Genomic DNA, 13,370 nt, shown 5'->3' on the forward strand with positions numbered 1-13,370 from the left:
GATGGTACTGGAACTACGAAATGCGAAAAAGACGTTTGGCGAAGGGAATACATTGGTCGAAGCGTTGAAAGAGACCAATTTCAAAGTGGAACGAGGCGAGTTGGTCGCGGTCATAGGGCCCTCCGGTTCTGGAAAAAGTACATTCCTGACTATAGCAGGCGGGCTGCAGGCACCAAGTGAGGGCCAAGTGATCATCAATGGCAATGAATTGTCGAAACTCAATGAAAAACAGCGCTCCAAAATTCGTCTGCAGGAAATTGGCTTCATTTTGCAGGCATCCAATTTGGTGCCGTTCCTGTCAGTCGATGAGCAACTTGAATTGCTGAATAAAGTGAAGAAAGGCAATATGCCAAATGATGAACGGCAACAGCTGTATAAAGACTTGGGTATTACGAAGTTGCGTAAGAGTTATCCTTCCGATTTGTCGGGCGGGGAACGGCAACGTGTTGCAATCGCCAAGGCGTTGTTCAGTAATCCAGCGATTATTTTAGCCGATGAGCCGACTGCTTCACTCGACTCAGATCGAGCATTCGAAGTGATGGAACTGCTGCAACACGAAACAAAATCGAAGCAGACAGCAACCATTGTCGTGACGCATGATATCCGGCTCATTAAGTATTTTGATAAAGTTTATCGAATGACAGACGGTGTGCTGGAATTGGATATGACCGCTTATGAATAACCGGAAATGCTCATAAACTATATTGCACCAATAAAAAAAGCTATGCATCCAGCACGGATGCATAGTTTTTAGCGTTCGGCTTTATTCTCACGGTGGTATTCAGAAATTTGCACGACTCTTACATTGCTAGTGTCCAGTTCATGATATATTTCGCGGCTGTCAAAAAAAGCAACATACTGCCCGCGCTCGTCGTGGACTAGACTTTTTGCTTCTTCAAAGGAATCCAAATGAACAAATCGTCGAATGTAATGATCTTCGTCAAAAAAGTACGTAATTTTGAACTCTTTCATTTACCTGGCTCCTCTTTTTTTACTCGTCATCCCAATAAACCTGCCGCAATCTTCCGGGCTTCTGTGATATCTTTCGTGCCGTGGATTAGCATGCGGCCATCGCGAAATAAAACTAGTCGGTGGTCATTGTATTCACAAGATACCAAATAGGGATTATGCAATAAATTCGAGACCGTCTCGCGTATCGAGTCAGCAAATGGAGCGAGTTCCACTTGCCGGTTCTTAGGCCAAGTCAACTGTACAGTGTCGCGTCCGCATAGCACGGCTGTTCGAACGACTTCGGAAGCTGATAAAAACGGATAGCTTGGCTGTGCTGAACAACTTGGACAACTAGATTTCTTCATGTTTTTGACTTCCATCGATGCACATTCATCTGTCCATAAATCCGTGGATTCCAAGCGTGGATCCAATTCCGCTCCTATCACATACTTCAGCAGCTGTGCTACTTGGCGTGCAGCAGTCGTCACGACAATCGGGCTGATTACGCCGACCGTGTCACAAGTCAAGGACTGTGGGGGCAACGCTTCGAGCAGACAATGCAAGCAAGGCTGTTCCTCGGCAACTCCGATAGGAAACGTCAATCCATAGCTCCCCACACAAGCGCCCATAAAAAAAGGAATATTTAATTGTAGACAAGCGTCATTTGCGAGTAATCGCGTTTCAATATTATCTGTGCCATCGAGCACCATGTCATGGCCTTCAAATAACTCCAGCACATTTTCTGGCGTCACATCTGCTACGACTCCTCGGATTTTCACATCACTGTTGATCTGGCGCAGTCGTCTTTCCGCAGCGGCGGCTTTCGGTAATTGCTCGACAACGTCTTGCTCAGCGTACAACTGCTGACGATGCAAATTGGACCATTCCAAAATATCGCGATCTACAATTGTTAATTCACCAACACCTGCGCGTACAAGCATTTCGGCTCCGGATGAACCAAGTGCCCCAGCGCCGAGGACGAACACCTTGGTCCCCCGTATCCGCAGCTGGCCGTCCGCTCCAATGGGTGTAAACAGCTCTTGGCGTGAATATTTACTCATCAATTTGGCACAAGCCCCTCTAGCGGACTGCTCGCGACGCCATAGTCTCTTACCGGCATGCGCCCTGCTTGATAGCCAAGATGTCCCGCTTCAATCGCTAATTTCATCGCTTCTGCCATTTTAACAGGGTCTGCAGCTTCGGAAACCGCTGTATTCAATAGCACGCCGTCCGCTCCAAGCTCCATCGCGTATGCCGCGTCTTTCGGTGATCCAATGCCCGCATCCACAATGACCGGTACATTTGATTGCTCGATAATTAGAGAAAGATTCAACGGATTCAAAATTCCGTGACCTGAACCAATCGGTGCAGCGCCCGGCATGATGGCATGAACGCCTAATTCACAAAGTTTCCGTGCCAGCACCACATCATCCGACGTATAAGGCAGCACGATGAAACCTTCTTCAAGCAGCATTTCAGATGCACGCAACGTTTCCACTGGATCGGGCAACAACGAATGGCTGCAGCCAATAATCTCAACCTTTACCATATCACATAATCCCGATGCTTTCGCCAGCTTCGCGATATGCACCGCTTCCTCCGCTGTGCTTGCGCCTGCTGTATTTGGCAATAATGTATAGTGCTCTAAATCCAGTTGCTCCAGGAAATTCGGCTGAGACTCTTCGAAAATGTTCATCCGTCTCACCGCAAATGTTAAGATTTCTGTCTCTGATACCGCAACTGCCTTTTTTTGAGTCTCAAATGAAGGATACTTCCCTGTGCCTAACAATAAACGTGAAGAAAACCTTTTATCTGCTATTTGTAACATCCTCATCCGCCTCCAACAAAATGTATGATTTCAATTTGATCTCTGTCCATAATTGGTGCATCGTAACTGTCCTTCTGCAGAATTTCCTTGTTCTTTTCGACGATCAAAATTCGATTGCCAAGCTTCAAATGCTCCAGTAACTGCTGAACTGTTTCCACCTCAGGTACAACCGAATACGACTTACCGTTCAAATCAATTGTTTTGCCCAATGAACACCGCTCCTTTGCTATGAATCTCTTGCACGTGCATAATCTCTAACTGCGCTCACTGCGTCTTGACTGCTGATGGGGGACAGGATTGCTGCACCTCTGACGCCGTGTCTTTTAAAAACCGGCAGATGAACTGGTCGAATTCCACCGATTGCATAGACGGGAATCGTGCATGATAATGCAATCTCAAAAAGTTCATCCGTACCCCGCGGAGCCAAGCCTTTTTTGGATGACGTCAGATAAATATGTCCATACAATAGCCAGTCTGCTCCGGCAGCTTGTGCTTCTCGTGCCTCTTCCAATGAATGGACGGAAGATCCTAATCTCAGCGACGGAAAAGTGGTACGTGCTTCCTTCACCGACATTCCATAGCCTGTCAGCTGACAGGGGACGGACAGCGAGTTTGCGAGGCTGGGCCGTGCGTGTACAATTATTTTATCCAATGGAAACCCTCTAGTAGAGAGATGTGAAATCAATTCGATCAGCTGTTCATCCGTCTTCGACTTTTCACGTAAGATAAATTCATCGATATAAGGCTCCGTCTCCAGCAACTTGAGCAGCAGTTCATCAACAGAATGACAATCATCCGTGACACCGACCAATTTCATTTCCAGTTCACCTCCAAATGAAAAAACCACTTCCCGAATCGGAAAGTGGTTGGATGTGTCGGCATGTATGAGAGTACGCCAAAACGACTTGCCACTTCCCTCCGCAGGTACGAACCTGTTCAGGTGATAAGGGTTTCAGAGTCGCACTCTTTTCTCAGTCCTTGTGAAGGATTCCCCTAATGGTCAAAAGATTATAATATTCACTTACAGCATAGCACTTACCAGATTGAAAGAAAAGAGGGATGTCAAATTTTCATCTCTTGCTGAATTTTATATAGCCATTATATGAGTAATAAAGAAACTAAATCGAAAATCTCTACAATCTTAGAACCGGTCTGGCGAATCCAGCCCCGTTCTTCGAATACGCTTAATTTACGACTGATTGTTTCGGGTGTCGTGCCAAGATGGGAAGCTAGATCTTTTCGGCTCATCGGCAGTCGGATGGTCAATTGTTGCTGTTCCTCTGATAGATCCGCCAAATACAACGCAAGTCGAGTTTCAGCAGATTCCATGGCGATTCGGGCGGCTCGCAGCTCTGTATCCGCGAGTCGGGAAGAGAATTCCGTAAGCATCCTCAATGAAATTGCAGGGTGAGATTGCAAAAGTTGCTGCATCTCGTCCCGTTGGATGATACACAGTTCAACGGCTTCCAAAGTTTCCGCATATGCGTCATGAGGCTTTGCGTCGAACAAGGAAAGCTCGCCTGTGAATTCTCCTGGTTTCAGGATACGGACGAGTTGTTCCTTGCCATTCTCCGATAGACGATAGACCTTGACTCGTCCTTTATGCAATATATATAAACCTTCTGAGCGATCACCGCTATGGTAAATCATTTCACCGCGAGGGTAGCTTATGCTGCGTGCAAGCGCGACGATTTGATCCATTTGCTGCTTATCCAAGTGATTGAAAAGAGGGACGAGCGAAACGCAGGAACGGTGAAGATCGTTCGTGCTTAGGTCACAATGTGATCCTTGGTTCATCCGATATCACCTCACTTTGTTTTTGATTCGATGGCTTGTCGTTAGTATAACGTATTAATCGAATGGCGTTCAGGATCACCAGAAGTACGCTCACTTCATGGACGAGCATACCGGAAGCGAGGAATACTTTGCCGAGTAATACACCGAGCAACAGAAGGAATACGGTACCGACCGCAAAGAATGTATTCTGCTTCATGTTCTGTACAGTTGCTTTCGCTAAAGCATAGGCATGGGAGAATTGATCGAGCCGATCTGCCATCAAGACGATGTCCGCTGTCTCCATTGAAATATCTGTTCCGCCTTCTCCCATGGCAAGCCCAATATCCGCCGTTGCTATGGCGGGTGCATCGTTGATTCCGTCGCCTGCCATAGCAACTCGGTGACCTTGTTCTTTCAAACTCTGAACTGCCGCCACTTTATCTTCAGGCAATAATTCCGCATAGATTTCGTCAAGGCCAAGGTGTTCGCCAACTAGTTGGGCTGTATGTCGATTGTCGCCTGTCAGCATGATCATTTGCTTGATGCCATTTTTCCGCAATTTGGCCAACGCTTCGGTAGCTTCCGGACGAATTTGATCGGCGACAGAGATGATTCCTGTGATTTCCCGGGAAATACTGACGAAAATTGCCGTATTTCCAGCTTTCTCACGTTGTGATGCATAGTCTTCCATTTCAGAAGGAATCGGGATCTTTTGGTCTTCCATTAGTTTGCGATTGCCAACTGCGAGATGCTTTCCTTCTACTGTAGCCATTATTCCATTTCCTTTAACCACTTCAGCGTCTTCCGGTTGATTGGACAAATGAATCGCACGTTTCTTCGCTTCTTTAACGATAGTCCGGCCTAGATGGTGTTCTGAAATCATTTCGGCTTCGGCTGTGAGACGCAGTAACTCTTCTTTCTCTATACCTAATCCGTAGACATCAGTTACTTCAGGTCGCCCTCTTGTCAATGTACCTGTTTTATCAAAGACGATCGTATCAATTTTCGCTAGCTGTTCCATTACTTCTCCGCCTTTTATCAAGACACCGTTTCGGGCTCCGTTGCCAATTCCTGCAACGATCGAAACCGGTGCGGAAATGACGAGGGCTCCAGGGCAAGCGATGACGAGGAAAGTTAACGTCATTTCGATGTTCCGTGTTAAAAGATAAACGAGCACGGACAAGAGCACAATGGAAGGCGTATAGATAGTAGCAAAACGCTCGAGAAACTTTTCGGTTTTCGATTTGGATTCCTGCGCTTCTTCCACTAATTCAATAATGCGGGCGAAAGTCGTGTCATTACCAACCCTTACGGCAATCACTTCTATATAACCATGTTCCACTAGTGTACCGCTGAATACTTGATCATCCAGCATTTTGCTGGCGGGAACCGATTCACCTGTGATAGCTGCTTCATTTAGTGTGGCGTTCCCCGAAATAATTGGACCATCCACAGGAACTTTATCTCCTGATCGAACGATGACCTGATCGCCGATTTCAACATCGTCTACTGAAACGGTCAATATTTCACCATCACGCATGACGCGTGCTTCTAGTGGAGCTAAGTCGGTAAGAGCTTTCAGGGAAGAGCGAGTCTTTTCCATTGTTCGTATTTCCAGTATCGCCCCGAATAAAAATAGAAACGTGACGACCGCAGATTCTACATATTCTCCAATGAATAATGCACCGACAACCGCAATCGTGACGAGTAATTCTATGCTGAACGCTTTCATCCGGATAGCTTTAAAAGCCTTGATCGTGATTGGAGTCCCGGCTATCAAAGTAGAAGTAACCAATGTGATTTGGCGTGCATCATGCCACCCGGCGATATGCATGATGATCGCGGCTGCTAAGAGAATAGCAGAGATGGCAGTGACGCGTACCGTTTGTTTGGCATTCATGTGAGTTCCTCCTTTTTAAGCAACTTTTAGGTTGAGTACTGGATAACCGAGCTTTTCGATGAGTTCTTGCAAGTCAATCGCAGCTACGATGGCTTCGTCAAACTCAACGCGTACTTTGTTTGAGTGGAATAATACTTTTACTTTTTGAACCCCATTTGCTCGGGCTAAGGCACCTTCAATTTTCTTGACACATGACGAACAGCTGAATGGCTCCATTTGAAATACTGCTTTTTTCATTGTTCTCATCCTTTTCGTTTGTATTTGTTAACTTAAGTATAGAGGGGATTTGTATTTTGCACCTTGACCTCCATCAAGTTTTCTGTAATCTATCCTTTTTCTTCAGAGCAAAGTGCATTATACTTAAAAAGTAGAACAATAATTACGAAATGAGGAGAATCGTTCGTATGAAACTAACTTATTCTGGTAAAACGAAAGATGTTTATCAATTGGAAGACGGTCATGTGTTATTAAAATTCAAGGATGATGTGACAGGGGAAGATGGTGTATTCGATCCTGGCGCCAATACAGTCGGATTAACGATAGAAGGTGCAGGGAAATCGGGTCTTCGCATGACGCAGTATTTTTTCGAAAAATTGGCGGAGCAGCAAGTGCCGACACATTATATCGATGCAGATTTAGATAAAGTAACAATGACGGTCAAGCCTGCAACAGTCTTCGGCAGCGGTCTGGAAGTAATTTGCCGATTTCGCGCAGTCGGAAGTTTCTTGCGGAGATATGGTAAGTATTGTAAAGAAGGACAGGCACTCGATGCCTTCGTGGAAGTAACATTAAAAGACGATGAACGACAAGATCCGCCGATTTCGAAAGACGCATTGGCCCAGCTAGGAATCCTAACACGTGATGAATACGATATCTTGGAAGAGTTGACGAAAAAAATCTCTGAACTGGTCAAGTTTGAAATGACACAAAAAGGTTTGGATCTCTACGATATTAAGCTGGAATTTGGACGTGATTCTGAAGGAAACATCATGTTGATCGACGAAATTTCAGGTGGGAATATGCGCGTTTATCAAGGGGATAAGTATGTAGAACCAATGGAGTTGGAAACGATTTTATTTTCATAACATGAAGCCGGAAACGAAAAAAGTTTCCGGCTTTTTTAATTCGTGCTGAGGCTATACGCTGTTTGACTTGATGACGCTTTACTTTTTCATTAAACAAATAAAATGATATATATACTGTTGACAACGTTTTCATAGTTTCCTATAATAGCAACCAGTGTCAGAGGAGACACATTGTTTGCTTCTTCACCGACGTTTTTGTACACAAGAACCGTGGTTGGATGAATGCGTATGGCAGTAAATTCAAGATAATGAAAGTGTCTTTCATATCAGCGAATAATTGATAATATTAGCTGTTTTTCATGAACAAAAGCTCCCTGCTTTTGTAAAGGCGCTCTTTTTTGCTCTTCATACCGCAAGGCAGAAAGTTAGCACCCAAGTAGCCAGCACCAATCTCCATTTGGCTTTTCTACGTTAGTATCCTTGCTAAATCCACAAGATTCCTTAGAGAGAATCTGCCGAGTACTAGTGCTCGGTCATTAAAAAAACCTCACGATAATGACGATTCAATGACTTTAGTTTGATGTGACCACGTTGTCGGGTAAGAAGTAAACATGCATCCAGAGAGTTTCAGAGAATGAACATTTGTCTATTATGACAAATGACTAGACTTGGAGGAAAAATGTTTGCAGAAACCTCACATGTATTCGATTGCAGGGTACGATCCGAATGATCCTTACATCTTTCGCACCCCCACTCTAGATGACGGTAAGTCAATTTGGAAACTTGTCAAAGATACCCAAGTCCTAGATTTGAATTCTTCGTACAGTTATTTACTGTGGGCAGATCAATTTAGCGACACCAGTATCTTAGTGGAAGATCACGGGAAAATAGTAGGCTTTATATCGGGTTTCATTCAGCCGAAAGCGCAAGATACGTTATTTATCTGGCAAGTAGCGGTCGACGAATCAGCACGCGGACAACGTTTGGCTTCCCGCATGCTGCAAGCCATTTTGCAGAGCCAATCATGTCGGAATATTCGGTACTTGGAAGCCACTGTAACGCCATCTAACATTCCGTCAACTAAGCTTTTCAAAGGTTTGGCACGTGATTTACAGACTGAGTGCACAATCACCGATGGCTACACGGAAGATCAATTTCCAAGGGAAGGACACGAAGCAGAAGAGTTGTTTCGCATTGGGCCATTCTGATGAAGGGGGCGACTGTCGCAACTTGACACGGAAAATACAGAAATACAACGGAGGAATTAATTAACAATGGTACTGACAAAAAGTCAGAAGGTAATGGAAGTCTTTGAAAATCATGAGTCGCAAGTGAGAAGTTACAGCAGAAGTTTCCCGACAGTATTCGAACGAGCAAAAGGCTATAAGATGTGGGACACGGAAGGCAAGGAATATATCGATTTCTTTGCCGGCGCCGGTGCTTTGAACTACGGCCATAACAACGACAAAATGAAGGAAAAGTTGATCGAGTACATCCAAGACGACGGAATTGCACATAGTCTGGATATGGGGACGACGGTCCGGAAAGAATTTCTTGAACGATTTAACGAAGTGATCTTGAAGCCGAGAAACATGGACTATAAAGTGATGTTTCCTGGACCTACTGGGACGAATACAGTGGAAAGCGCATTGAAGATCGCCCGCAAAGTGACAGGACGCCAAAATATCATCAGCTTTACGAATGGCTTTCACGGCATGACGCTTGGTGCATTGTCTGTTACAGGCAATTCATATAACCGCGGCGGGGCTGGAGTACCGTTGAACAATACGACATCCATGCCATTCGATACGTTTTTGGAGGAAGGTCAATCATTAAATTTCCTTAAAAAGTATTTAGCTGACGCGAGCAGTGGTTTAGATTTACCGGCTGCAATGATTTTGGAAACGGTCCAAGGAGAAGGCGGCATCAATCCTGCAAGCTTCGAGTGGTTGCGCGAAATTGAACGTCTCTGCCGCAATTACGATATCTTACTGATCGTTGACGATGTGCAAGCGGGGTGCGGCCGAACTGGTACGTTCTTCAGCTTTGAACCAGCCGGCGTCAAACCGGATATTGTCTGCCTGTCCAAATCCATCGGCGGCTATGGCCTGCCGTTAGCCTTGACACTAATCAAACCTCAATACGATATGTTTGGTCCAGCTGAACATAACGGAACATTCCGCGGCAACAACTTGGCGATTTTGGCAGCGACAGAAGCGCTGTCGTATTGGGAAACAGATGAATTCGCTAAATCGGTACAAGAAAAATCCAAGCTCATCACAAAGCGTATGGAGACGATTGTCGAAGAGTATCCGCAGCTAAAAGCAACGACGCGCGGCCGCGGTTTCATGCAGGGAATCGTCTGTGGTGAGGGCAAGGAAGATTATGCAGATAAGATTTGTGCAAAAGCTTTTGAAAAGGGCCTGATTATCGAGACATCCGGGCCTGAAGGGGAAGTCGTCAAATTCCTCGGTTCATTGATCATCGATGAAAAGGGAATCCAACAAGGTTTTGATATTTTAGAAGAAGCGATTAAAGATGTCGTTAAGAATTAAGGGGGATTTATAGTGATTGTACGTACATTGGATGAAATTATTGGCAGTGAAAACGAAACAAAAGCAAAAACGTGGGCAAGCCGCCGTTTTTTGCTACAGAAAGACAATATGGGCTTTTCATTCCACGAAACGATTATTTATGCTGGTACAGAAACACATATCCATTATCAAAACCACTTGGAAGCAGTCTACTGCGTGGCGGGAGATGGAGAGATAGAAACGACAGCGGATGGGAAGGTTTATCCGATTAAAAATGGCACGATGTATGCACTGAATGAAAATGATGAGCATTACTTGAGGGGCGGTCAGGAAGACATGCGTTTGATCTGCGTTTTCAACCCGCCGCTCGTTGGAACGGAGACACATGATGAGAATGGCGTGTATCCGTTGTTGACAGACTGAGATGAAGCTTCAAAGCAGGGGATCGACCTTGCTTTGAAGCTTTTTGTTTTCATTAGAGTGATGAGAATACTATGGACCATGCCAACCAGCGTCTGCAACGCACCAAACCCATATTCATTGATAATATACCAGTACATTGAATAGTTCGCAGTGAATTGGCAAGAATGGTGAATAGCATGAACAAGGAGGCAACAACTATGTGGAAGTTATCGGGTGCAGTAGTGGCTGCTGTTTTGTTGACAGCTGGCTGTAGTTGGACTAAGGAAAAAGTACAGGTGAGCGGAGATGAGGCTACCGTGAATCAAGGGGATACGTCAGAGCCTCAAATCATCACGCCAATCATCAACACGGATGGCGAGGAGATTGGGGAGGCGAAATTGACAGCGGATAACGGCGGCGTGTCCATCGAGGTGAAAGCATCTGGCCTGGCGCCGGGGGAGCATGGTATCCACATTCACGAGCATGGTGTTTGTACGGCGCCTGACTTTAAAGCGTCAGCTGGCGGACACTTCAATCCGACCGGCAAGGAGCATGGCTTCGACAATCCAAAAGGGTATCATCTTGGAGATTTACGTAATCTAGAGGTCGACGAAAAAGGTGAGGTCTATGCCCAGATGGCAACCGATCAAGTGACTCTTGAAAAAGGGCAGGAGAATTCATTGCTTGATAATGACGGAACAGCGCTTGTCATCCATGAAGGTGCGGACGATTATAAGACAGATCCAGCGGGAGATTCGGGGAAACCGATTGCTTGTGCAGAAATCACGATGAATCAGTTAAAATAATTTAAGGTAACGGCTTCTCTTGAGTGACGGGGAGCCGTTTATTTTTATGCAATAAAAAAGACGCTCCGCATAAAAGGAGCGCCTACAAATTATCGAACAATCGCAATGATGCCTTCGTCGTCATCCAGCTTTAACTGAATGCCGGCTGCCATCGGGTCCATGTCGAGATACTGTTCAACCCAAAGACGAAGTGCTTCCACGAGTCGCGTCGTATTCAACTGATGTACGTTGCCGTTGAGCTCTGCTTCTGCCGAGAAACCTTCGTCGTCATCGTAAGCCAACTCCACTTCCACGTCGTCAGGCATCGCGCGTGCTTCTTTCGCGATCAGTACACAAACGGCATTTGCCACGTCTTGTTCATAAATTATCTGTTGTTCCATTGATTCATTTCCTCATTTCGCTTACGTTCCTTCTCTTTGAAGATCGCGAAAATCTTTCGTACCATGAAGATGATGAAGACAATCGCTAGAACATTAATCATCAATCCGAGGATTGAACCGAGCATACCCATATTCGCAAATAAGCTACCGAATAAAAGACCGGCCAATCCGCCGAGCATTAAGCCTTTCATCAAGCCGCCGCCCGTACCAGGTTTTTTGCTGGCAGCTGCTTTGTTGTTGCTTTGGTTCGTATTATCTTGTTTCTTTTCAGCTTTATTCGGTTGCACGCGATTGGGTGTGCTGAAGCTTTTCTTTCCGGATTTATAGCCACGTGCCTCCGCTGTGATCTCGTCTTGGAAAACGATGTTCCCGATCGGCGACAAAATTAACGTCGCGGCCAAGAAAAATGCTGCAAGTTTTTTCAATTCGTATTCTCCTTTAATGCTTAGTCAGGACTCCCTAAAGTTCGTAGGCCTTCCTTCTATTTTAATAGATAATGCTGCGTAATGAAAGGAAACCCACTCATTTAGCGAAGAAATTTTCCGTATAATATGGCTGTTCCTTGTCATTGAAATCCACGCCGATCCCTAAAAACTGATAGTCGCGAATCAATATATTATCCCGGTGCCCTTTTGAGTTCATCAGTCCTTCATGTGCAAAGATGCTGCTTGATTGGCCATACGCAAGGTTCTCCCCAGCACTGACGAACTTCACCCCGTTTTTTTTCATCCGATCGAATGGGGATTCGCCGTGTAAATTTTCATGGCTGAAATAATCATGCACAGCCATGTCCATACTATGTTTACGTGCAGCCACAGCTGCCTTGTCGTCCCACGTAAGGATCGAGCGGCCGTGACGCACTCTCGCCGCATTCGTTAAGTCGAAGAGCTGGATTTCAAAACCTTTACGCATGGCATCGTTCTGCGGTGCATACAAAGCGGTTTTCCGTTGCTCTAGTTGGTCCGAGATGAGCTGGACGGCCGTTACTGTATTGTTTTGATGCAAATCATAAAAGACGTATATATAGACGCCATCCGAATGGAAAATATCCATTCCTTCATCATCTTGCAGCTTATAGATATTCGTGCCTTTGCGAATTTCGGTGATCGGCTCTCCATTAACAGCACGGACATCCGCTTTCGCTGCACCGTATTCGATTCCTAATGATGAAGAAATCAACCGGTCATTTGTATAGACCGCATTCACACGCCGCTTTATGTCATAAGACAGCATGACAAAGTTCTGATAATCCTGATGAAAGGTCAGCCATTCGGTACCGTATTCATTGACCGACATGCGCATTGGTTCACCGAGCTTTGATTTCACTTCGGCTTCCGGCATGCCGATTTCGATATTGTGTATGGATATCAAACTTTGTTTCGGTGTTTCAAGCGCTGGTTGAGCGACTTCATCAGGAACACGTGATTCCGCTGTTTTATTTGAAATGAACGAGACAACTTTTGTAATCGATTGTTTTGTATAATCAAGCACAGATCCAATCAATTCTTCATCGAGCACCGTTTCCACACGTGCGTCCAGCGGATCTAGAAACGATAAGTCCACGTATTTGGATACAGGACCTTCCCATAACGGCTTGGCCGCGTATAAAATTACGATGAGAAATAGTAACTGAAAAAGGCGTTTAAACATGTGACACCCACTCCTCTTATCCATTGTACTCTTTTTCTATCGTGGCAATACAGCGGAAACTATCGAATTGTTGAAATTTATCCGCCAGGAAAGTCGGAAAAAGGGTATACTAAAAAGA

At 45.3% G+C, this 13,370-nt stretch carries 17 protein-coding genes and 1 riboswitch; of the genes, 6 read left to right on the forward strand and 11 right to left on the reverse strand.

What is annotated here, in order from left to right; all coding sequences use genetic code 11:
- Position 1 precedes the first annotated feature (1 nt).
- The gene (locus MKX97_RS01405) at positions 2–682 is read left to right on the forward strand and encodes an ABC transporter ATP-binding protein (RefSeq protein ID WP_009766488.1); all 681 of its coding nucleotides are present in this window, start codon (positions 2–4) and stop codon (positions 680–682) included.
- 68 nt (positions 683–750) lie between these two features.
- Here MKX97_RS01405 and MKX97_RS01410 read toward each other — a convergent pair whose 3' ends face one another.
- From MKX97_RS01410 to MKX97_RS01445, 8 genes are all read right to left on the reverse strand, one after another.
- Positions 751–972 (reverse strand): hypothetical protein, encoded by a 222-nt coding sequence (locus MKX97_RS01410; protein ID WP_009766487.1) that lies wholly within the window; start codon positions 970–972, stop codon positions 751–753.
- A gap of 26 nt (positions 973–998) precedes the next feature.
- Positions 999–2,015, reverse strand: coding sequence for a ThiF family adenylyltransferase (locus MKX97_RS01415; RefSeq protein ID WP_342536740.1), 1,017 nt, complete (start codon positions 2,013–2,015; stop codon positions 999–1,001).
- Complete coding sequence (locus MKX97_RS01420) at positions 2,012–2,785, reverse strand: thiazole synthase (protein WP_139365977.1); 774 nt, start codon at positions 2,783–2,785, stop codon at positions 2,012–2,014. The genes MKX97_RS01415 and MKX97_RS01420 overlap by 4 nt, the downstream gene beginning before the upstream one ends.
- Positions 2,782–2,976 (reverse strand): sulfur carrier protein ThiS, encoded by a 195-nt coding sequence (gene thiS, locus MKX97_RS01425; RefSeq protein ID WP_176132544.1) that lies wholly within the window; start codon positions 2,974–2,976, stop codon positions 2,782–2,784. Before thiS ends, MKX97_RS01420 begins: the two co-directional genes overlap by 4 nt.
- Before the next feature lie 29 nt (positions 2,977–3,005).
- On the reverse strand, positions 3,006–3,596 hold the full coding sequence (locus MKX97_RS01430) for a thiamine phosphate synthase (RefSeq protein ID WP_342536741.1): 591 nt from the start codon (positions 3,594–3,596) through the stop codon (positions 3,006–3,008).
- A gap of 79 nt (positions 3,597–3,675) precedes the next feature.
- A riboswitch (TPP riboswitch) is annotated at positions 3,676–3,784 on the reverse strand.
- A 93-nt stretch (positions 3,785–3,877) separates the two neighbouring features.
- A complete protein-coding gene (locus tag MKX97_RS01435) occupies positions 3,878–4,576 on the reverse strand; it encodes a Crp/Fnr family transcriptional regulator (RefSeq protein ID WP_342536742.1) in 699 nt (232 codons plus the stop codon).
- A complete protein-coding gene (locus tag MKX97_RS01440; RefSeq protein WP_342536743.1) occupies positions 4,554–6,455 on the reverse strand; it encodes a cation-translocating P-type ATPase in 1,902 nt (633 codons plus the stop codon). The genes MKX97_RS01435 and MKX97_RS01440 overlap by 23 nt, the downstream gene beginning before the upstream one ends.
- Before the next feature lie 15 nt (positions 6,456–6,470).
- Complete coding sequence (locus tag MKX97_RS01445) at positions 6,471–6,692, reverse strand: cation transporter (RefSeq protein ID WP_342536744.1); 222 nt, start codon at positions 6,690–6,692, stop codon at positions 6,471–6,473.
- Between the two features lie 167 nt (positions 6,693–6,859).
- Between MKX97_RS01445 and MKX97_RS01450 the strand changes: the two genes are divergently transcribed.
- From MKX97_RS01450 to MKX97_RS01470, 5 genes are all read left to right on the forward strand, one after another.
- Positions 6,860–7,540: a phosphoribosylaminoimidazolesuccinocarboxamide synthase gene (locus tag MKX97_RS01450; RefSeq protein ID WP_340758005.1), complete on the forward strand. Its 681-nt coding sequence runs from the start codon at positions 6,860–6,862 to the stop codon at positions 7,538–7,540.
- 623 nt (positions 7,541–8,163) lie between these two features.
- Positions 8,164–8,688 carry a diaminobutyrate acetyltransferase gene (gene ectA, locus MKX97_RS01455; protein ID WP_009766478.1) on the forward strand — a complete coding sequence of 175 codons (525 nt, stop codon included), beginning with the start codon at positions 8,164–8,166 and terminating at the stop codon, positions 8,686–8,688.
- A 66-nt stretch (positions 8,689–8,754) separates the two neighbouring features.
- Positions 8,755–10,035 (forward strand): diaminobutyrate--2-oxoglutarate transaminase, encoded by a 1,281-nt coding sequence (gene ectB / locus MKX97_RS01460; RefSeq protein WP_342536745.1) that lies wholly within the window; start codon positions 8,755–8,757, stop codon positions 10,033–10,035.
- Between the two features lie 12 nt (positions 10,036–10,047).
- Entirely contained in the window at positions 10,048–10,437 is a 390-nt protein-coding gene (locus MKX97_RS01465; RefSeq protein WP_009766476.1) for an ectoine synthase, read from the forward strand.
- 197 nt (positions 10,438–10,634) lie between these two features.
- Positions 10,635–11,222 (forward strand): superoxide dismutase family protein, encoded by a 588-nt coding sequence (locus tag MKX97_RS01470; RefSeq protein WP_342536746.1) that lies wholly within the window; start codon positions 10,635–10,637, stop codon positions 11,220–11,222.
- Between the two features lie 89 nt (positions 11,223–11,311).
- On the opposite strand, the gene MKX97_RS01475 is transcribed toward MKX97_RS01470, so the two are convergent.
- The 3 genes from MKX97_RS01475 to MKX97_RS01485 form a co-directional block, all read right to left on the reverse strand.
- On the reverse strand, positions 11,312–11,602 hold the full coding sequence (locus tag MKX97_RS01475) for a DUF2653 family protein (RefSeq protein ID WP_009766474.1): 291 nt from the start codon (positions 11,600–11,602) through the stop codon (positions 11,312–11,314).
- Entirely contained in the window at positions 11,587–12,027 is a 441-nt protein-coding gene (locus MKX97_RS01480) for a hypothetical protein (protein WP_009766473.1), read from the reverse strand. The genes MKX97_RS01475 and MKX97_RS01480 overlap by 16 nt, the downstream gene beginning before the upstream one ends.
- Positions 12,028–12,124: 97 nt before the next feature.
- Positions 12,125–13,252 carry a CAP-associated domain-containing protein gene (locus MKX97_RS01485; protein ID WP_342536747.1) on the reverse strand — a complete coding sequence of 376 codons (1,128 nt, stop codon included), beginning with the start codon at positions 13,250–13,252 and terminating at the stop codon, positions 12,125–12,127.
- Positions 13,253–13,370: the final 118 nt, after the last annotated feature.

This window comes from Sporosarcina sp. FSL K6-3508 (assembly GCF_038615825.1).
Classification (GTDB): domain Bacteria; phylum Bacillota; class Bacilli; order Bacillales_A; family Planococcaceae; genus Sporosarcina; species Sporosarcina newyorkensis.

Excerpts from the sequence above, each read along its gene's own strand:
- MKX97_RS01405 (WP_009766488.1), top strand. The coding sequence starts at position 2 with ATGGTACTGGAACTACGAAATGCGAAAAAGACGTTTGGCGAAGGGAAT.
- MKX97_RS01410 (WP_009766487.1), bottom strand. The coding sequence starts at position 972 with ATGAAAGAGTTCAAAATTACGTACTTTTTTGACGAAGATCATTACATT.
- MKX97_RS01420 (WP_139365977.1), bottom strand. The coding sequence starts at position 2,785 with ATGAGGATGTTACAAATAGCAGATAAAAGGTTTTCTTCACGTTTATTG.
- MKX97_RS01430 (WP_342536741.1), bottom strand. The coding sequence starts at position 3,596 with ATGAAATTGGTCGGTGTCACGGATGATTGTCATTCTGTTGATGAACTG.
- MKX97_RS01435 (WP_342536742.1), bottom strand. The coding sequence starts at position 4,576 with ATGAACCAAGGATCACATTGTGACCTAAGCACGAACGATCTTCACCGT.
- MKX97_RS01440 (WP_342536743.1), bottom strand. The coding sequence starts at position 6,455 with ATGAATGCCAAACAAACGGTACGCGTCACTGCCATCTCTGCTATTCTC.
- MKX97_RS01445 (WP_342536744.1), bottom strand. The coding sequence starts at position 6,692 with ATGAAAAAAGCAGTATTTCAAATGGAGCCATTCAGCTGTTCGTCATGT.
- MKX97_RS01450 (WP_340758005.1), top strand. The coding sequence starts at position 6,860 with ATGAAACTAACTTATTCTGGTAAAACGAAAGATGTTTATCAATTGGAA.
- ectB (WP_342536745.1), top strand. The coding sequence starts at position 8,755 with ATGGTACTGACAAAAAGTCAGAAGGTAATGGAAGTCTTTGAAAATCAT.
- MKX97_RS01470 (WP_342536746.1), top strand. The coding sequence starts at position 10,635 with ATGTGGAAGTTATCGGGTGCAGTAGTGGCTGCTGTTTTGTTGACAGCT.
- MKX97_RS01475 (WP_009766474.1), bottom strand. The coding sequence starts at position 11,602 with ATGGAACAACAGATAATTTATGAACAAGACGTGGCAAATGCCGTTTGT.
- MKX97_RS01485 (WP_342536747.1), bottom strand. The coding sequence starts at position 13,252 with ATGTTTAAACGCCTTTTTCAGTTACTATTTCTCATCGTAATTTTATAC.